This window comes from Streptomyces sp. NPDC058307, assembly GCF_042880295.1.
In the GTDB taxonomy this organism is placed as follows: domain Bacteria; phylum Actinomycetota; class Actinomycetes; order Streptomycetales; family Streptomycetaceae; genus Streptomyces.
Genome location: NZ_JBHVYZ010000034.1, coordinates 53,048 through 71,983, shown reverse-complemented (window position 1 = coordinate 71,983; position 18,936 = coordinate 53,048). Strand labels below are relative to the sequence as shown.

The following is an 18,936-nucleotide window of genomic DNA, read 5'->3' as shown; positions in this document are numbered from 1 at the left end:
GCGGTCGGGCCTCATGCCCTCCGTCCTGAGGGCATGCTCGTCTCCGTGTTCATTGGTAGGCACTCACCGCAGCCAAATAGAGCCCGCAGGCCGTGCCGCACGAACCTCCGCCGATCAGAAAAGCCGTGGCGGGCCGCACCCCGCTCCGCCAAGCGACGAACGCGGAGACACAGCCGATGTGGACGGAGACAGACAGGGCAAGAAGCAGGGAAATCAGCTGAAGGATAGTCATAGAGGTTCGAGTCTCTCGGAGTCGGGGTGGCCGAATGCGCACCGCTCACTTGCCGACACGCTGTCCGTCCGGTGAGGTGTCCGACTGCCTTCCAAGCCGAAACACGACAGGGCTAGCTGATTCGCGCTGCTCACCCCTACAACGCCCCCTAAAATCAGTGCCGTAACTGGTGGTCGATCGGACACATCGTTCACCAGACGGCGCAGCATGATCGGGTAGCCGGCGGAGAGACGGGCACGTGGGGGACATCTTCAGTGATCTAAAGCGGGTGGGGGCCCTCAAGCGCGTACGGCTGTCAGGTCAACCGTCGGATCGCCAATTGGCCCGACTCGCCAGCGTCTCCCACGGCACTGCCGGCCGATGGTTGGAGGGCGCGCAGTTTCCTCAGGACCGCGACGGGCTGATCAGAGCCCTTGGCGCAATCAAAGCCGAGGCCGCTGCCCGAGGGGTTCTGGACTGTCTTGTTGATGACGTCTCTGGCGAGACCGTCGCCCAACTCCTGGATGCAGAGCGCTGGAACACCGCCTTCGAGGCGGAACGCGAACGCAGGGCACAAGAGTCCCGGGCCGACACTGAACGGCACAAGGCCAGGACTGCCATGGAGCGCGAGGCGGTACGGGCCCGCTTAGCCGCGCTCTCCGACCCGCCCCGCCCGGTGCGCGCGTGGAGCGCGCGGCGGCTCGGGGTGCACCCTGCGATTCAGGGGCACTCCGTCGCCCCGGGCAGCGGGTTCCTGCTGCCCCGGTATGTACCCCGTCCGCACGACGCGGAGCTGCGGACCCACCTGTCCGCAGCGACCCCCGCCGGAGCGGCCCCCTGTCTCGTGGTCGTGGAAGGAGGGTCCTGCACGGGCAAGTCCCGGGCAGCATTCGAAGCAGTCAAGGCCGAGGTGCCCGACGAATTCGGCCTCTTCTTTCCTGCGGACCCGGCCGGGTTGCTCGAAGCGCTGGCCGCGGACGCGCTGCGGCCGGGCAGCGTGCTGTGGCTCAACGAAGCCCAGGACTTTCTCGCCGGCCCTGATGGGGAAGCCGTCGCCGCCGCTCTGCTGCGACGACTCGACCGCGACGGTCCGTTCCTGGTCGTGGCCACGCTGTGGCCTGATCACCGCGAGAGCCTCACAGCGACCGTCCCTTTCGGCGAGCAGGACTCGCACCGACAAGCTCGGGCCTTGCTGGCCCAGGCACATAGGGTCGTCGTCCCCCGCAGCTTTGCCGGCAGTCTGGAGGCCGTACGCGATGCTGCCCGGGACGACCCGGCGCTCGCCGACGCCCTTCGCACTGGCACTGATGAGCTGACTCAGGTGCTTGCCGCCGGGCCCGATCTCGTCGATCACTATGAGAACCCCTCCGGCCAAGCCGGTGTGCACGGCCGGGCCCTGATGCGCGCAGCCATGGACGCCCACCGGTTGGGAGTCACCGGCCCGCTGCCCCTCGCCTTGCTGGAGGAGGCCGCCCCCGGCTACCTCGACGCGGCCGACCGCGCTGTCGGCCCCGACTGGTTCACTCACGCCCTCGCTTACGCCCGCACCGACATCAAGCACACGACCCGGGCGCTCCAAGACATCGCCATCACCTCGGGTATGGGCGTGGAGCCCAGGGGGCTTCGGCTCGCCGACTACCTGGCACAGCACGGCCGCCGTGCCCACCGGGCAGACTGCCCGCCGCTCTCATTCTGGGAAGCCGCATACCGGCATCTGACGCGCCCCGACGATCTCGCCGCCCTCGCTGGCGAGGCAGACAACCGTATGCGGAAGCGGTGGGCCTGCCGCCTCTGGCGCAGGGCCGCTGAGCTTGGCAGCGGCCGGGCCATGTCGGAGTGCGCGCGGCAGCTGTGGTCCGAAGACCGGGAAGCCGCTGAGCGGCTGGCGCGTGAGGCTGCCGGCCAGGGCGACTTCAGGGGTCTCTACACCCTCGCCTTCATCCCCGAGCACACGGGCGATTTCGCCGAGGCCGAACGGCTCTCCCTGCTGGCATCCGCTGAGGGCGGCACGTTCGGTCTGCGCCGACTGAGTGAACGCCGACTGCGTGCCGGCGATACGGCGGGAGCGGAGCGCAACCTTCGGCAGGCGGGGGACGCCGGCGACATGGAGGCCCTGATCCTGCTGGCTCGGGCCCGCGCCAAGGACGGGGCCCAGGACGAGGCCGAACACCTGGTCAATCGGGCCGTCGAGGCGAACGACACCGAGGGACTGGCTCAGCTGACTGCCCTGCGGATGATTGAAGGAGACCGCGACCGAGCCGAGGAGATCGCTACTCGCGTCACGCGGCGAGGGAGCACTCGCGCGTGGAATCTGCTCGGTGACCTGGTGGAGGAGCGCGGCGATCTGGAGCAGGCGAGATCCCTCTTCCGTAAGGCTGCGGGCCAAGGGGACGACACGGCCCTCTCGCGACTGGCATGGATGGCCGAGTGCGCGGGCGAGCACGATGAAGCCGTACGACTGCTGGAGGAAGCACTCGCGGCGGGCCACACCGACGCCGTGGCCACCGTGGCCATCCTCCGCAACGAGACCGGAGACTCGGAGGGCGCCGAACGACTGGCCCGGAGGATCGCTGAGTGCGGCGACCACATCGGCTATCTCCGGCTCGCCGAAGCATGGGAGAACGCCGGCAACTCGGCCGGCGCTGTGTCCGTCCTGCAATCGGCTGTCGACGCCGGTTCCGGACTGGCGCTCGTTCAACTTGCGGAGTTGTATGAGAAGGCCGGGGACGAAGAGTCGGCCCTGCCCCTGCTGCAGCGGGCGGTCGAGGCGGGTCAGGGTGGCGCTCTGCTGCGTCTGGCCCTGCTCTACGTACGGACGGATCGCGACGAGGCCGAAGAACTCGCAGGCCAGGTAGCCGATGCCGGTGTCCCGGAGGTGCTGTCGTCGCTCGCCGACCGTCGTGAGGAAGTCGGCGATCTCGATGCGGCGGAGCGCATCCGCTGGCGGCTGGTCGCGGAGGGGTATGCCGACGCCCTGGTCGCGCTGGCGAACCGGCAGGCGAGGGAGGGCAACCGGGAGGACGCGGTCCGGCTCCTAGTGCGCGCTGCCGACTTCGGGGACGAGGTGACCACCTTCTCGTTGGGACAGGTCTGGGGGCACGGTCTCGAGCCGGACGGTTCGCCATCGGAGGTATGGACTTGGGCAGAGGAAGGCCACGGGGGACCTTGACATACGGATCCACCCTGCAGAGGGGGAGACGAGGAACTCGTGGTCCCAGCCCATCGCTAGATGCCGTGGGATCTCAGAGGGCTGCGGAGACTGCCAATCGCGGATGTCCCCGGTGGAGAGGTTCGGGCAAAGCCATGCTCTGACAGGTCGTGACGCTCGTTTGACGCTCTTGACGGACAGACAGCCGCTCAGAGTAGGCGTGCACCCATGCTGACCTGGGACTATTCCTCTTCCGCCTCGTGTGACGTGTTTCCGATGACGCATCATGTGGAGTGCGTGGCGATTCTGGAGCCGGTGGCCAAGGGCTCCTGACCCACCATGAGACCGCGCCGGGCCGCCGTCTCGGCCGGGCCGGTCACGGTCCGTCGGCGGGCGCGCCCCGGTGCCGCGGGTGTCCCGGGCGCTACGCCACCGCGGTCAGCAGGTCAGCAGGTCAGCAGGTCAGCAGGTCAGCAGGTCAGCAGGTCGGCCAGGACGTCGGGGCGTTCCAGGGCGATGAAGTGGCCCGCCTTCGGGACCTGGGTGAAGCCGGCGGTCGGCAGCAGCTGCCTGTTGGCCTCGCGGTCCGAGAGGCGGGACCAGTCCTTCTCGCCGTAGACGAAGTGGACGGGGGCCTTGACTTCCGGGTAGCGGGAGCGGGCCGCGATGAGGCTGGGCAGGGCCTGGTACACGCCCCGGGCGACGGTCGGGTAGCCGGGGCGGGCGCCCACCTGGAGGAGTTCGTCCACGTAGTCCTCCCGCAGGGCGCTCTTGTCGCCGAGGCCGCCCTGCAGGATCTTGCGGAGGGCCGGCCTGGGCTCCACCCCGGCGATCACCGGGCCCACTCCGGGTGCGAGAACTCCGCTGACCACCACGCGGGCGAGAAGGCTGGACCGGGCGATTCCGCCGGGGAAGTCGTACGTGTTGACCGCGACGACGCGCCGTACCCGCTCCGGCAGTTCGGCCGCGGTGGTCAGGGCGAGCACCGCCCCCATGGACTCTCCGACCAGTGTCACGTCGTGGAGGTCGAGTTCGGTCAGGAGCCGCTCGACGCCCGCGCGCATGGCCGGCTCGTCGTAGGACGCCCCGGGCACGATCTCGGAGTAGCCCATCCCCGGCAGGTCGAGGGCGTACACGGTGTACCGGTCCGCGAGCAGCGGGATGAGGAGGCGGAAGTGCTCGGCCTGCGTGCGCACGGTGTGCAGCAGGACCAGGGGAGCGCCGGTGCCCGCCTTGAGGTAGCGCAGGGTTCCCTCGTGAGCGTGACGTCCTGCGCGCGGGGCCAGGGTGTGGCTGGTGGTCCCCGGGATGTCGATCGTGGGGCGTGACTTCTGGCCGGGCTTCGGTGCGGTCATGTCCGCCTCCACAATGAGAAACTGATCGGTTTCCAGTACAGTAAACCGATCGGTTTCAGAGTGCAAGTGCGGGTGCCGGCGAAAGCTGGTTCCCCGCTTCGGCGTGGGTTGTCGGCGTCGTTCAGGTCGAGTCGGAGCTTGAGGCCGAGTTTCCCGACCGTGTCGTGGAGCCACTACTCGTAGGGCCTCCGGCGCGGGGTGCCTTCGACCGCACCGTGCTGTTCGAGCCGGTCGCCGGGCTGCCGCGACGCCTGGCCCGGGAGGGCGCGAATCACCGCCGCCGTGATCGCCGCGCGTGCGGGCGGGAGGAGCGGCGGGCGGATTGGGTCCCCGGCTTCAGCAACCGCGCCGCGGCGGCGGCCGTCCGGGGGCCCACCCCGAGCGCGAGCGCGGCCCGCAGGTCCTCGGGGTGTCGTGGGGCACTGGCATCCCGCTCGCGGAGTTCAGTCGGGCTGGTCCCAGGCCTGCCCGGCTGCCTGCGTGGGAGGAGTCGCGGATATGTGCCCGTCGCCCGCTGGGCCCTTCGGGCGGAAGCCGGTCGGCGGCGTGCGGGTCGAACCCGGCGAGGCGTCCACCACCGGCCGACGGGAGCGTTCGGCCTGGCCCGTGACCGCTGCTCGGGCGTTCGCCTCCCGCTCGACGTGACCGGGCTCCTTCGCCAGCTCGGCGTTGAACTGGGCGCCGACCAGAAGTGCCAGGTTGGACAGCCACAACCAGATCAGGAAGACCACGACGCCCGCGAGCGAGCCGTACAGACGGCTGTACGTGCCGACATGCGAGGTGTACAGGGCGAACCCGAGGGAGACGGCCAGCAGAAGGGCCACCGCCAAGGTGCCGCCGGGCGCCATCCGTCCGACGGGGCGGGAGCACCCCGGGCCCGAACGGTACAGAACGAGTACCAGGGCGACGGCCACCGCGGCGATGACCGGCCATCGCAGTGTGTCCCAGGCGGCCTGCGGTCCGGTGCCGAGATCCAGCGCGCTGCCCAGACGCCGGACGAGGCCGCCACTGAGCAGCAGAGCGAGGGTCGACGTGAGGAGCAGGGCGAGCAGCACCAGGGCCGTGGCGACGATGCGCGGAGCGGTACGCCAGACCGGCCGGTCCGCGTCGATGCGGTGCATGGAGTACAGCGCCCGACGGAAAACGCTCAGATAGCTGCAACCCGACCACAGGGCACCCGTCCCTCCGGCGAAGATCAGCGTCCACGCCGTCGACTCCTGCCCGGCCATCTGCCGCAGGGTGCCGCGCAACAGAGCACGGGACGCGGCAGGAGTGGCCTGCACCATGCGGTCGATGACACCCGGCTCGGCGGTGGGCATGACCAGACCGAGAATCGACAGGATCACCAGCAGCGACGGGAACAGGGCCAGCACCGCGTAGTAGGTCAGCGCCGCGGCCCAGTCGGTGACGTCGTCGTTCCAGACGGCCACCGGCGTCCGGCGCAGCGCCGTCCACCAACGGGCGGTACGACCGTCTGCGTCATCCATGGCAGGACTCTCTGTCGGTTCTGGCGGAGAGGGCGGCGTTGTCCGTGTGCCGTGGTCACCGCGCCGCCTCGTGCGTTTCACAGGAAGCGGCGGATCGGTCCGACAGCGGCTTCCCCGACGCGTTGCAGCACGGCCCGCCGTCTCCACCGATGGAGGTCGATGTCCACACTGCGCTCGAGGTCCGCCTCGTAGTCCCGGTCGAGGCAGGCGGTGAACTCCTCGTCCAGGACGGCGAGCATCACCTCTTCGTCGTGGTCCATGGACCGGCGGTTGAAGTTGGTGGATCCGATGAGCGAGGCCACCGAGTCCACCGTGATGATCTTGGCGTGCATCATGGTCGGCTGGTACTGACGTATGTGCACCCCGGCCCGCAGCAGACGCGTGTAGTGGTGCTGGCCGGCCAGTTGGCAGGCCCGCTGGTCGGTGTGGGGACCGGGCAACAGGATCTCGACCCGCACGCCGCGACGAGCGGTCCCGCACAGCAGGTCGATGAAGTAGGCGTCCGGAGCGAAGTAGGCGGTGGCCAGCCTGAAGCGTTCCTCGGCGGAGCTGAGCATGATCCTGATGAGCGTCTGCATGTCCTGCCAGCCGATGCTGGCGGAGCCGCGGACGACCTGTACCACCGACGACCCCGCCTGCGCGTGTTCCGTGAATCGGTCCCGGGTGTCGAAGAGTTCGTCGTGGCACTCGGCCCAGTTCTGCGCGAACGCGGCCGCGATGCCGTCGACGGCCGGACCGCGCACCTGGACGTGCGTGTCCCGCCACTCGGCGGGGTTGCGCGCGTCGCCGCACCATTCCTCCGCGATGCCGACGCCGCCGGTGAAGGCGGTGCCCTCGTCGACGACGAGGGCCTTGCGGTGGCAGCGGTGATTCTGCTTGAACGGCGACAGCCATGCGGGCTTGCGGAACCAGGCCACCTGCACGCCCGCGGCACTCATGAGATCCAGCAACCGGCGCTCGATCTCCTTGGCGCCGAAGCCGTCGAGCAGCAGTCGCACCCGCACACCTGCGCGGGCGCGCTCGGCCAGCGCGTCGGCGAAGTCGTGCGCGATCTGCCCCCGCCAGTACACGAACGTCATCATGTCGATGGTGTGCCGAGCCGAACGGATCGCCCCGAGCATCGCGGGAAAGATCTCGTCGCCGTTGCGCAGGGGCACCAGGTCGTTGCCCTCGGTGGCGGCCACGCCGATCAACCGCTCCAGGCGACGGCGCAGACGCTGCTTGCGCGCCTCCGGGTCGGGAGCGGTGTCCTGTGCGGAAGGTGCGGGTATGCCGCCGAGTGTCACGCCGGGTCTCCGAAGGGGTCATGAAGCGGGAACGTCACGGGGCCGAGCGAGCCCGAACAACCACCTTCCCGGTGGACCCCGCGGCACACGATTACCCCGGCTCCGGGTTCCTGCGGCACGATGTCGCTGACACACCGCACCCTTGCGTGGCCCTTCTGGAGCCCTCGATCACACGCCCCCCGGGAGGCCCGCCGTATGAGGATCTCGCAACGCGCCCAGTCCGTCGCGCCGTTCTACGCCATGGAGTTCGGCAAGCATGCCGCGGCGCTGGAGGCCGAGGGGCAGCACGTCGTCAAACTGAGTCTGGGGGAACCGGACTTCGGGGCGCCGCCGGCCGTGCTGGACGCGCTGCGGGGGGCCGTGGGGAGCAGGCCCATGACGTACACGGGGGCGCTCGGGCTGCCCGAACTGCGGCTGGCCATAGCGCGGTTCTACGGTGAGCGGCACGGCGTCGACGTCGATCCGGGCCGGGTCGTCGTGACCGCCGGGGCGTCGGCCGCGCTGGTGCTGGGCGCCGCCGCGCTCGTCGATCCCGGGGACGAGGTGCTCATCGCCGACCCCTCCTACCCCTGCAACCGGCAGATCGCCGAGAGCTTCGGGGCGCAGGTCACGCTCGTGCCCACCAGCGCCGACTCGCGGTACCAGCTGGACGCGGCCTCCGTACGGTCGTACTGGACGGACCGCACCCGCGGAATCATGGTCGCGAGCCCCTCCAACCCGACCGGCACCTCCGTCCCGGCCGACGAGCTGGCCGGCATCTGCGAGCTCGCCCGGGAGCGGGACGCCTGGCGGATCGTCGACGAGATCTACCTCGACCTCGGCGACCACGACGAGCACGGGCGGCCGCCGCGCAGTGTGCTGTCGTACGACCCGGAAGCCGTGGTCATCAACAGTTTCTCGAAGTACTTCGGGATGACCGGCTGGCGGCTGGGCTGGTGTGTGGTGCCCGAGGCGCTCGTGCCCGCCCTGGAGCGGCTCGCCCAGAACTACATGATCTGTGCCTCCACCCCCGCCCAGCACGCCGCGCTCGCCTGCTTCACACCCGAGTCGCTCGCCGTGTGCGAGGAGCGGCGAGCCGAGTTCGGACGGCGGCGGGCCCTTGTCCTGGACGGCCTCGAGCAGATCGGGCTGCCGGTGCCCGTGCCGCCGGACGGGGCGTTCTACGTCTACTTCGACGTCAGCGGCACCGGGCTCACCTCGTGGGAGTTCTGCGGGCGGGCGCTGCGGGAGGCGCACGTCGCGCTCACGCCGGGGCGGGACTTCGGGGTGGCCACCGCCGACACGCATGTACGGCTGTCCTACGCGGCCTCGGCCGACGAGCTGCGGGAGGGGATCGCGCGGCTCGGGAAGTTCCTGGCCACGCTCGCCTAGAGATCGCTTCCCCAGACGTCGCTTGCCCAGGCATGGCACGGGGGCCGGTCCGTGTGGACCGGCCCCCGCGTCATTCAGGTGCTGAGACAGGTGCTCAGGCAGGTGCTCAGACCAGGTCGAAGCGGTCCAGGTTCGAGACCTTGACCCACGCGTCGACGAAGTCCTTCACGAACTTCTCCTTCGCGTCGTCGCTCGCGTAGACCTCGGCGAGCGCGCGCAGCTCGGAGTTGGAGCCGAAGACCAGGTCGGCACGGGTGCCGGTCCACTTCAGCTTGCCCGTCTCCGCGTCGCGGCCCTCGAAGGCGCTCTGGTCCTCGGAGGTGGACTTCCACGTCGTACCCAGGTCGAGCAGGTTGACGAAGAAGTCGTTGGTCAGGACGCCCGGACGGTCGGTGAAGACGCCGTGCGCCGTGCCGCCCTGGTTGGCGCCGAGAACACGCAGACCACCGACGAGGACGGTCAGCTCGGGGGCGCTCAGCGTGAGCAGGTTCGCCTTGTCGAGCAGCAGGTACTCGGCCGGCAGGCGGTTGCCCTTGCCGAGGTAGTTGCGGAAGCCGTCCGCGACCGGCTCCAGCGCCGCGAAGGACTCGACGTCGGTGTGCTCCTCGGTGGCGTCCACGCGGCCCGGCGTGAAGGGGACCTCCACGTAGTAGCCGGCGTCCTTGGCGGCCTGCTCGACCGCCGCGGCACCCGCGAGGACGATCAGGTCGGCCAGGGAGACCTTCTTGGCGCCGGTGTTGAACTCGGCCTGGACGCCCTCCAGGACGCGCAGGACCTGGGTGAGCTGCTCGGGGTCGTTGACCTCCCAGCCGCGCTGCGGCTCCAGGCGGAGACGGGCGCCGTTGGCGCCGCCGCGCTTGTCGCTGCCGCGGAAGGTGGACGCCGAGGCCCATGCGGTGGAGACCAGCTGCGAGACCGTGAGGCCGGTCTCCAGGACCTTGGCCTTCAGGGACGCGATGTCGCCGGCGTCGATGGTCTCGCCCTCGGCCTGCGGCAGCGGGTCCTGCCACAGCAGCGTCTCCGCCGGGACCTCCGGGCCCAGGTACAGGGACTTCGGGCCCAGGTCACGGTGGGTCAGCTTGAACCAGGCACGGGCGAAGGCGTCCGCGAACTGGTCCGGGTTCTCGTGGAAGCGCTTGGAGATCTCGCCGTAGATCGGGTCGAAGCGCAGCGAGAGGTCGGTCGTGAGCATGGTCGGACGGCGCTTCTTCGACGGGTCGTGCGCGTCCGGGATGATCTCCTGGGAGTCCTTGGCCACCCACTGGTTGGCGCCGGCGGGGCTCTGCGTGAGCTCCCACTCGTAGCCGAAGAGGATGTCGAAGAAGTCGTTGCTCCACTGGGTGGGCTTGGTGGTCCAGGTGACCTCGAGACCGGAGGTGATGGCGTCGCCGCCCTTGCCGGTGCCGTAGGTGGACTTCCAGCCGAGGCCCTGCTCCTCCATGGAGGCGGCCTCGGGGTCGTTGCCGACCGCGTCGGCCGGGCCCGCGCCGTGGGTCTTGCCGAAGGTGTGGCCACCGGCGATGAGGGCGACGGTCTCCTCGTCGTTCATCGCCATGCGGCGGAAGGTCTCGCGGATGTCGCGGGCCGCGGCCAGCGGGTCCGGGTTGCCGTTGGGGCCCTCGGGGTTGACGTAGATGAGGCCCATCTGGACGGCGCCGAGCGGGTTCTCCAGCTCACGGTCGCCGGTGTAGCGCTGGTCGTCGAGCCAGGTGGTCTCGGGACCCCAGTAGACGTCCTCGTCGGCCTCCCAGACGTCGGCGCGGCCGCCGGCGAAGCCGAACGTCTCGAAGCCCATCGTCTCCAGGGCCACGTTGCCCGTGAGGATCATGAGGTCGGCCCAGGAGATGGACTGGCCGTACTTCTTCTTCACCGGCCACAGCAGACGGCGGGCCTTGTCCAGGTTGCCGTTGTCCGGCCAGCTGTTCAGCGGCGCGAAGCGCTGCTGGCCACGGCCGCCACCGCCACGGCCGTCGCTGATGCGGTAGGTGCCGGCGCTGTGCCAGGCCATCCGGACCATCAGCGGGCCGTAGTTGCCGAAGTCCGCCGGCCACCAGTCCTGCGAGGTGGTGAGCACCTCGGCGATGTCCCGCTTCACGGCGCCCAGGTCGAGGGCCTGGAACGCCTCGGCGTAGTCGAAGTCCGCACCCAGCGGGTTCGCCACGACGGGGTCCTTGGCGAGGATCTTCAGGTTCAGCCGCTCCGGCCACCACTGGCGGTTGCCGCCGCCCTGGGTGGGGTGCGGGGCGCGCTCGTGCGCGACGGGGCAGCCGCCGGTGCCCTCGGGCTTGGGATCGGTGACGATTGCGTCGTGGTTCTCAGACATGGAAGTCCTTCCGAACTGGGTGGATCACGGTGCTGAAGTAAGCCTTGATCACGGTGCTGCAGTAAGCCTTGATCAGGGTGCTGAAGTAAGCCTTTGGGCGGAGCAGTCGGGGCACAGGCCCCAGTAGATGACCTCGGCCTCGTCGATCGAGAAGCCGCGGTCGTCGGAAGCCGTGAGGCAGGGCGCGTGACCGACGGCACAGTCGACGTCGACGACGGCCCCGCACGAGCGGCAGACCAGGTGATGGTGGTTGTCCCCGACCCGTCCCTCGAACCGTGCCGCGCTGCCGGGCGGCTCGAGGCGGCGCACGAGACCCGCCGCGGTGAGCGAGTGCAGGGCCTCGTACACGGCCTGGAGGGATATGTGGCCGAGGCGGTCGCGCACACCGGTGGCGATCGCGTCGGCCGGGAGGTGGTCACCGGCCCGGACGGTCTCGAGCAGTGCGACGCGCGCGGCCGTCACCCGCAGGCCGGCACCGCGCAGCTCATCGGCGGTGTTCGGAAGCTGGGGGGCGGTCATGGGACCAACCTACCCCTACAAACACGAATGGTTCAAGAAATGGAACCGTTCCAAATTTGTGGCGCGTCGGATCGGGGCCCCTCTCGGCCACGAAGGCGCTCACAACACTGGCCGCTCCGGTGTGCGGGCGGTGTAACCCCTGATGAACGGCACGGGAGACCTCCGTGTAATCGGCGTTTCGTACGGTCGGGGGAGATCGAGTCGGCTGAGGTCAGGAGGCGTGCCCGTGGTGCGGACGGTCTGCTCGTACTGCGGCGTGGGCTGCGGCCTGGTCCTCGACATAGGAACCGGCCCGGACGGACGGCGTACGGTCCTGAAGGCGTCCGGCGACAAGGAGCACCCCGCCAACTTCGGCAAGCTGTGCACCAAGGGCGCCACCACCGCCGACCTGCTCGCGGCACCGGGGCGGCTGTCCACGGCCCTGGTGCGCCCCGAGCGGGGCGAGGAGACCGTGCCCGCCCCGGTGGCCGAGGCGATCAGCCGTACGGCCCGGCGGCTGCGGGAGATCGTCGACGAGCACGGCCCCGACGCCGTCTCGCTCTATGTGTCCGGGCAGATGAGCCTGGAGGCCCAGTACCTGGCCAACAAGCTCGCCAAGGGGTTCATCCGCACCAACCAGATCGAGTCGAACTCCCGGCTGTGCATGGCCAGCGCCGGCACCGGATACAAGCTCTCGCTCGGCGCGGACGGCCCGCCCGGCTCGTACCAGGACTTCGAGCAGGCCGACCTGTTCTTCGTCATCGGCTCCAACATGGCCGACTGCCATCCCATCCTGTTCCTCAGGATGATGGAGCGGGTGAAGTCGGCGGGCGCCAAGGTGATCGTCGTCGACCCGCGGCGCACCGCCACGGCCGCGAAGGCGGACCTGTACCTCCAGATCAAGCCGGGCACCGACCTCGCGCTGCTCAACGGACTGCTGCATCTGCTGCACGCGAACGGCGACATCGACCCCGACTTCATCGCCGCGCACACCGAGGGCTGGGAGGCGATGCCGGAGTTCCTCGCCGACTACACGCCCGCCGCGGTGGCCGCGATGACGGGTCTCGCCGAGGAGGACATCCGGGAGGCGGCACGGCTGATCGGCTCTGCCGGTGAGTGGATGAGCCTGTGGACCATGGGGCTCAACCAGTCCACCCACGGCACCTGGAACACCAACGCCCTGGTCAACCTCCACCTCGCCACGGGCGCCCTGTGCCGTCCCGGCAGCGGCCCCTTCTCCCTCACCGGCCAGCCCAACGCCATGGGCGGCCGGGAGATGGGCTACATGGGGCCCGGCCTGCCCGGTCAGCGGTCCGTCCTCGTCGACGACGAACGGGCCTTCATCGAGGACCTCTGGGAGCTGCCCCCTGACACCCTGCGCGCCGACGGCGTCGGCAAGGGCACGGTCGAGATGTTCCAGAAGATGGCCGACGGCGAGATCAAGGCCTGCTGGATCATCTGCACCAACCCGGTCGCCTCCGTCGCCAACCGCCGCACGGTCATCGAGGGCCTGGAAGCCGCCGAGTTCGTCGTCACGCAGGACGTCTTCGCCGACACCGAGACCAACGCGTACGCCGACGTCGTGCTCCCGGGCGCGCTGTGGACGGAGGGCGAGGGCGTCTTCGTCAACAGCGAGCGCAACCTCACGCTGACCCCGGCGGTGGCCGACCCGCCCGGCGAGGCGATGGCCGACTGGCGGATCATCGCCGCCGTGGCCCGCGAGATGGGGTACGAGAAGGGGTTCTCCTACGACAGCGCCGAGGACGTCTTCGAGGAGATCAAGCGGGCCTGGAACCCGAAGACGGGCTGGGACCTGCGCGGGGTCTCCTACGAGCGGTTGCGGGAGACGCCGGTGCAGTGGCCCGCGGCGAGTGCGGACGGGCCGGACCGGAACCCGATCCGGTACGTGGGGGAGGACGGTTCGCTGACGTTCCCCACCGCGAGCGGGCGGGGCATCTTCTACGCCCGGCCGCACATCCCGCCGGCCGAGATGCCGGACGACGACTATCCCTTCGTCCTGAACACCGGGCGGCTCCAGCACCAGTGGCACACGCTGACCAAGACGGCCAGGGTGGCGAAGCTGAACAAGCTGAACCCCGGGCCCTTCGTGGAGCTGCATCCGCAGGACGCGTCGGCCCTCGGGGTGGCCGACGGTGACTCCGTCGAGGTGGCCTCGCGGCGCGGGCGGGCCGTACTGCCGGCCGTGGTGACGGACCGGGTGCGGCCGGGGTGCTGCTTCGCGCCCTTCCACTGGAACGACCTGTTCGGGGAGTACCTGAGCGTCAACGCGGTCACGAACGACGCGGTCGATCCGCTGTCGTTCCAGCCGGAGTTCAAGGTGTGCGCGGTGTCGCTGACGAAGGTGCCGACGCCGGTGGCCCTGCGGACACCGGTGGCTGTGGCGGCTCCGGGTCCGGCAACCGGGCACGAGGTCACCGAGGTTGCGCCGGCCGCGTCCACGGCCCCGTCCACGGCCGCGTCCGTCTTCGGCCTCGACCCCGCACCGCCGCCCGTCCTCACCGCGCAGGAGCGCCAGTACCTGGTCGGCTTCCTCGCCGGGGTCCCTGCCGGGGCGCCCGGGGTACCGGTGCTGCCGCCCGACGCGCCCTTCAGTCCCGAACACGCACTGTGGGTGAACGGCACACTCGCCGGGATGTACTCCCGGGCGGCGGCCACACAGCCCTCGGCCACACAGCTGCGCCGTGAGGTCGTCATCCTGTGGGCCTCGCAGACCGGCAACGCCGAGGAGTTCGCGGCCGCCACCGCCGAGCGGCTCAAGACGGTCGGCCACCCCGCCTCCCTGCTCGGCATGGACGAGGCCGATCTCGGCACACTGCCCGCCGAGGCCGACCTGCTGCTGATCACCAGCACCTTCGGCGACGGCGACGCCCCCGACAACGGCAGCGGCTTCTGGGAGACCCTGGCCGACCCCGGGACACCCCGACTGGAGGGCCGACGGTACGCCGTGCTGGCCTTCGGCGACTCCTCGTACGACGACTTCTGCGGGCACGGCCGCCGCCTCGACCAGCGCCTCGACGAACTCGGCGCGCTGCGGCTGGCCCCGCGCACGGACTGTGAGCCGGACTTCGAGGACGCGGCGCACGGGTGGCTGGACCAGGTGCTGACGGCGCTGTCCGACGAGGCCGAGGCACACTCCGGCACCTCAACAGGTGCCTCCGGTACGTCCGTTGCCCTCGCCGGTCCGACCTCGCGACCCACCGCCACCACCGCCCCCGCCCTCCCCGCGGCGCCCCCGAGCCCGCGCCCGCGCCCGAAGAAGCCCGCCCCCGTCCTCGCCCGCCTCACCGGCAACCGCCTGCTGAGCCTGCCCGGCGCCGGCAAGGAGGTCCGCAGGTTCACCTTCGACACCCGGGACGCCGAGAGCCCGCTGCTGTACGAGGCGGGCGACGCCCTCGGCATCCGGCCGCTCAACTCGGCCGAACTGGTCGAGGAGTGGCTCGCGGTCACCGGTCTGGACGCCCGGGCCGCGGTGGACGTCAACGGCGTGGGCGAGGTCGCGCTCGGGGAGGCGTTCCGGCGCCACCTCGACATCACCAGGATCACCCCGGGCCTGCTCCGGTTCGTCGCCGAACGTACCAGGGACGCAAGGGAGTTGAAGAAGCTCCTGCGCCCGGACAACAAGGACGAGCTCGCCAAGTGGGGCTGGGGCAGGCAGGCCGTGGACGTGATCACGGAGTACGCCGTGAAGGCCGGCCCGCAGGAGTGGGCGCAGACCCTCGGACGCCTCCAGCCGCGCCTGTACTCCATATCGTCCAGCCCGCTGACCGACCCGCACCTCGTCTCGCTGACCGTCTCCGTGGTGCGCTACGAGAACCTGCACGGCAGGACCCGCCAGGGCGTCTGCTCACCCTTCCTCGCCGACGCCGCCGCGGACACCCCGGTGCCCGTCCACGTCCAGCGCTCCCCGCACTTCCGCCCGCCGGCCGACTCCGCCACGCCCATGGTCATGGTCGGCCCCGGCACCGGTGTCGCGCCCTTCGTCGGGTTCCTGGAGCAGCGCCGGGCGCTCGGCCACCGCGGCCCGAACTGGCTGTTCTTCGGCGAACAGCACAGGGCGAGCGACTTCTACTACGAGGACGAGCTGACCGGGTTCCTCGCGGACGGCACCCTCGCCCGCCTGGACACCGCCTTCTCCCGCGACCAGCGCGCCAAGGTCTACGTCCAGGACCGGATGCGCGAGCACGGCCCGCTGCTGTGGTCCTGGCTCCAGGACGGCGCCCACTTCTATGTGTGCGGCGACGCCTCCCGCATGGCGAAGGACGTCGACCAGGCACTCCGGGACATCGCGGTCCTCCACGGCGGACTGGACGAGGCGGGCGCGGCGGCCTATGTGAAGCAACTCGCCGCGGAGAAGCGCTATGTACGTGACATCTACTGACCGCACCCGTGGGCGGGGCTTCGGCCACACGTGGCAGTATCGGTCGCCATGAGGGCGTCCCCAGCGGTCCGGAGCCTGCGCGCGGCGGTGTTCGCCGCGCTCTGTGTGCTGCTGGCCGCCGGCGGACACACGCTGGCGACCGGCATGGCGCCGCCGGTGTGGACGCAGGCGGCCGGGTTCGTACCGGTGTTCGCGGCCGGGTGGCTGCTCGGCGGCCGGGAACGGTCACTCGGGGCCATCGGCGCGGCGACGCTCACCTCCCAGGGCGGCCTGCATCTGGCCTTCGGTGCAGCGCGACCCCACACTGCGATGGTCATGCACGGCATGCGCATGACCCACACGCACACGCACGCCCTGACCGCGCACGCCACCGCCGCCCACATCTCGGCCGCCGTCCTGCTGACCTGGTGGCTGCGGCGCGGTGAGGCCGCGCTGTGGTCGCTCCTGCGCCGGGCGGGCACGCTCGTGCCGGGCCTCGCGGCCTGGTGGCAGGGATACGGCGAACCGGTCGCCCCGGACCCCGTCCACCCACCGGCCGACGGCCCGCGCACCCTCCGCCCCGTCCTGCTCCGCCACACGGTCCACCGACGCGGCCCGCCCACGAGGATCCCGTACGCGCTCTGACCTTCCACCCCTTCCTGTCAGTACGGAGATCCCTCACCCATGTCCTCAGCACGCACCGCCCTGCGCCGCGCCGGCCTCGGCACCGCCCTCGCCGCCTGCGCCGTCCTCACCGCCGCGGGCGTCGCCTCCGCGCATGTCACCGTCCACCCCGACAGCTACGCCAAGGGAGCCACCGACGGCGCCCTCACCTTCCGGGTACCCGACGAGAGCGACACCGCGAGCACCACGAAGGTCCAGCTGTTCCTGCCCACCGACCACCCCCTGCTCGGCGTGCTCGTCGCCCCGCACGACGGCTGGACCGCCAAGGTCACCGACACCAAGCTCAAGACCCCGGTCAAGACGGACGACGGCACGATCACCGACGCGGTCTCCGAGATCACCTGGACCGGCGGGAAGATCGGCCCCGGCCATTACGAGGACTTCGACGTCGCCTTCGGCCAACTGCCCGACGACACCGCCCAGTTGACCTTCAAGACCCTGCAGACCTACTCCGACGGCAAGGTCGTCCGCTGGATCGAGGAGGCCGCGCAGGGCGACGACGAGCCGGAGAACCCGGCGCCGGTCCTCAAGCTGACGGCGGCCACGACCGCGTCGGCCACCGCGTCGAAGACCACCGCGGCCGTGTCTCCCAAGGCCTCCGCGAGCGACTCCACCGCCCGTGGTCTCGGCGTCGCCGGGCTGGTCGTGGGCGTCCTGGGGCTGGCGGCCGGCGCCTTCGCCGTCGTACGGAGCCGCCGTGCGCAGTGAGCGGGAAACCGTGGATTTCCGTACCCACAGGTGACGACGAGTGCCCGGATGGGAGGATGAGGCGCCATGACCGCAGGGTGGTGTTCACGCACAGTACGGGCCGCGGTGTTCGCGGCCGTCTGTGTGCTGCTCGCCGCCCTGGGCCACGTCCTCATGTCCGGCGCCCCCGTGCCGGGCCGGACACTGGCGGCGGGCCTGGTCGCGACCGGGTGCGCGGGCTGGTGTCTGGCCGGCCGTGAACGTGGGCTGCCGCTGATCGTGGCCGTCGTGGTCGGCGCCCAGACAGCCCTCCACCTGGCGTTCTCCCTCGCGCAGCCCACAGGGGCAGCGCAGGACATGGGCGGGATGCACACGGAGTCCATGCACATGAGCGGCATGGACTCCGTCAGTGCGGCCCCTATGGGGACCTCATCCGGTGTCGGCGCCCTCTCGTTCCTCGTGCCCTTCGGGATGTACGCCGCCCACCTGCTCGCCGCACTCATCACCGGCCTCTGGCTGGCGTACGGCGAGCGGGCCGCGTTCCGCATCCTGCGGGCCGTCGCGGCACGGCTGGTCGCCCCGCTGCGGCTGCTGCTCGCCCTGCCCGCCACCCCCGACCGCCCGCGTCCGCGGGCAGGCCGGCCCCGCTCGCAGCGGGAGCCGCACCTTCTCCTTCTCGTCCACGCGATCAGCCATCGCGGTCCGCCCCGGGGGATCGCTGTCGCCTGACGACAGCCAGTGCGCCGAGGCCGCCCCTGCGCGGCTCGGCCCCCGGCCGTACGCCCACGAGCACATGCACGCCGGCGCCGTACGACCGCATCTCCTCACCGGACCACCCCGCACCCCCGTGTGCACAGGTGGCGGTCCGGATCACGGCTGACCCGAGAAGGACACCTGGTGATCACTTCCGCCCTGCCCTCCCATGCCGACCCCCGCGCTCAACGGGAGTTGGCCGACGCCTCCGCCACCGCCTGGGCGCTCGCCGCCCGTGCCGGTGACGCCGACGCCGTCGAGCAGTTCGTCCGCGCGCTGCACCATGACGTCCTGCGCTATGTCTCCTACCTCTGCGCCGACCCCCAGGCCGTGGACGACCTGGCCCAGGACACGTTCCTGCGGGCGCTCGGCAGCCTGCACCGGTTCGAGGGGCGGTCCTCGGCACGGGCCTGGCTGCTGTCCATCGCCCGCCGTGCGGTGATCGACGGATTCCGGTACGCCGCGGCCCGGCCCCGCCGGTACGACGGTGCGGACTGGCAGGCCGCGGTCGAGCGCGCCCAGCCGCGGGGGGTGCCCGGCTTCGACGACGGGATAGCGCTGCTCGATCTGTTGGGCGCGTTGTCCGATGAGAGGCGGGAGGCGTTCGTGCTCACGCAGATGCTGGGGTTGTCGTACGAGGAGGCGGCTGTGATGAGTGGGTGTCCTGTCGGGACGGTGAGGTCTCGGGTGGCGCGGGCCAGGAGGGAACTGATGGAACTGGCGGGCTGAGAGCGCTATCCGGCTGCCGGTCCGTC

At 70.8% G+C, this 18,936-nt stretch carries 12 protein-coding genes; 7 read left to right on the top strand and 5 right to left on the bottom strand.

Annotation, left to right across the window (positions count from 1 at the left end; genetic code table 11):
- The first annotated feature begins 470 nt into the window (after window positions 1-470).
- Complete coding sequence (locus tag ACFVYN_RS23875) at window positions 471-3,380, top strand: sel1 repeat family protein (RefSeq protein WP_390001642.1); 2,910 nt, start codon at window positions 471-473, stop codon at window positions 3,378-3,380.
- A 449-nt stretch (window positions 3,381-3,829) separates the two neighbouring features.
- Here ACFVYN_RS23875 and ACFVYN_RS23870 read toward each other — a convergent pair whose 3' ends face one another.
- The 3 genes from ACFVYN_RS23870 to ACFVYN_RS23860 all read right to left on the bottom strand — a co-directional run bounded on the left by ACFVYN_RS23870 (window position 3,830) and on the right by ACFVYN_RS23860 (window position 7,487).
- Window positions 3,830-4,714, bottom strand: coding sequence for an alpha/beta fold hydrolase (locus ACFVYN_RS23870; RefSeq protein ID WP_390001640.1), 885 nt, complete (start codon window positions 4,712-4,714; stop codon window positions 3,830-3,832).
- A gap of 443 nt (window positions 4,715-5,157) precedes the next feature.
- Window positions 5,158-6,201 (bottom strand): YihY/virulence factor BrkB family protein, encoded by a 1,044-nt coding sequence (locus tag ACFVYN_RS23865; RefSeq protein ID WP_390001638.1) that lies wholly within the window; start codon window positions 6,199-6,201, stop codon window positions 5,158-5,160.
- A 77-nt stretch (window positions 6,202-6,278) separates the two neighbouring features.
- The gene (locus ACFVYN_RS23860) at window positions 6,279-7,487 is read right to left on the bottom strand and encodes a phosphatidylserine/phosphatidylglycerophosphate/cardiolipin synthase family protein (protein ID WP_390001636.1); all 1,209 of its coding nucleotides are present in this window, start codon (window positions 7,485-7,487) and stop codon (window positions 6,279-6,281) included.
- A gap of 195 nt (window positions 7,488-7,682) precedes the next feature.
- On the opposite strand from ACFVYN_RS23860, the gene ACFVYN_RS23855 reads away from it, so the two are divergent.
- Window positions 7,683-8,858 carry a pyridoxal phosphate-dependent aminotransferase gene (locus tag ACFVYN_RS23855; RefSeq protein ID WP_390001634.1) on the top strand — a complete coding sequence of 392 codons (1,176 nt, stop codon included), beginning with the start codon at window positions 7,683-7,685 and terminating at the stop codon, window positions 8,856-8,858.
- Between the two features lie 106 nt (window positions 8,859-8,964).
- On the opposite strand, the gene katG is transcribed toward ACFVYN_RS23855, so the two are convergent.
- Together katG and ACFVYN_RS23845 are read right to left on the bottom strand one after the other, a co-directional pair.
- Window positions 8,965-11,181 carry a catalase/peroxidase HPI gene (katG, locus tag ACFVYN_RS23850; RefSeq protein ID WP_390001632.1) on the bottom strand — a complete coding sequence of 739 codons (2,217 nt, stop codon included), beginning with the start codon at window positions 11,179-11,181 and terminating at the stop codon, window positions 8,965-8,967.
- Between the two features lie 72 nt (window positions 11,182-11,253).
- Window positions 11,254-11,700, bottom strand: a complete 447-nt coding sequence (locus ACFVYN_RS23845; RefSeq protein WP_352382200.1) for a Fur family transcriptional regulator — start codon at window positions 11,698-11,700, stop codon at window positions 11,254-11,256.
- Between the two features lie 226 nt (window positions 11,701-11,926).
- On the opposite strand from ACFVYN_RS23845, the gene ACFVYN_RS23840 reads away from it, so the two are divergent.
- From ACFVYN_RS23840 to ACFVYN_RS23820, 5 genes are all read left to right on the top strand, one after another.
- The gene (locus ACFVYN_RS23840) at window positions 11,927-16,078 is read left to right on the top strand and encodes a molybdopterin-dependent oxidoreductase (RefSeq protein ID WP_390001669.1); all 4,152 of its coding nucleotides are present in this window, start codon (window positions 11,927-11,929) and stop codon (window positions 16,076-16,078) included.
- Between the two features lie 48 nt (window positions 16,079-16,126).
- Entirely contained in the window at window positions 16,127-16,702 is a 576-nt protein-coding gene (locus tag ACFVYN_RS23835; protein WP_390001631.1) for a hypothetical protein, read from the top strand.
- 39 nt (window positions 16,703-16,741) lie between these two features.
- Window positions 16,742-17,449, top strand: a complete 708-nt coding sequence (locus tag ACFVYN_RS23830; protein WP_390001629.1) for a YcnI family protein — start codon at window positions 16,742-16,744, stop codon at window positions 17,447-17,449.
- A gap of 66 nt (window positions 17,450-17,515) precedes the next feature.
- Window positions 17,516-18,157 carry a hypothetical protein gene (locus tag ACFVYN_RS23825; RefSeq protein WP_390001627.1) on the top strand — a complete coding sequence of 214 codons (642 nt, stop codon included), beginning with the start codon at window positions 17,516-17,518 and terminating at the stop codon, window positions 18,155-18,157.
- A gap of 168 nt (window positions 18,158-18,325) precedes the next feature.
- On the top strand, window positions 18,326-18,910 hold the full coding sequence (locus ACFVYN_RS23820) for a sigma-70 family RNA polymerase sigma factor (protein WP_390001625.1): 585 nt from the start codon (window positions 18,326-18,328) through the stop codon (window positions 18,908-18,910).
- Window positions 18,911-18,936 lie beyond the last annotated feature (26 nt).

What these genes read in the sequence shown, in the direction of transcription:
- ACFVYN_RS23830 (WP_390001629.1), top strand. Translation starts at nt 16,742, where the DNA reads ATGTCCTCAGCACGCACCGCCCTGCGCCGCGCCGGCCTCGGCACCGCC.
- katG (WP_390001632.1), bottom strand. Translation starts at nt 11,181, where the DNA reads ATGTCTGAGAACCACGACGCAATCGTCACCGATCCCAAGCCCGAGGGC.
- ACFVYN_RS23845 (WP_352382200.1), bottom strand. Translation starts at nt 11,700, where the DNA reads ATGACCGCCCCCCAGCTTCCGAACACCGCCGATGAGCTGCGCGGTGCC.
- ACFVYN_RS23835 (WP_390001631.1), top strand. Translation starts at nt 16,127, where the DNA reads ATGAGGGCGTCCCCAGCGGTCCGGAGCCTGCGCGCGGCGGTGTTCGCC.
- ACFVYN_RS23865 (WP_390001638.1), bottom strand. Translation starts at nt 6,201, where the DNA reads ATGGATGACGCAGACGGTCGTACCGCCCGTTGGTGGACGGCGCTGCGC.
- ACFVYN_RS23855 (WP_390001634.1), top strand. Translation starts at nt 7,683, where the DNA reads ATGAGGATCTCGCAACGCGCCCAGTCCGTCGCGCCGTTCTACGCCATG.
- ACFVYN_RS23825 (WP_390001627.1), top strand. Translation starts at nt 17,516, where the DNA reads ATGACCGCAGGGTGGTGTTCACGCACAGTACGGGCCGCGGTGTTCGCG.
- ACFVYN_RS23870 (WP_390001640.1), bottom strand. Translation starts at nt 4,714, where the DNA reads ATGACCGCACCGAAGCCCGGCCAGAAGTCACGCCCCACGATCGACATC.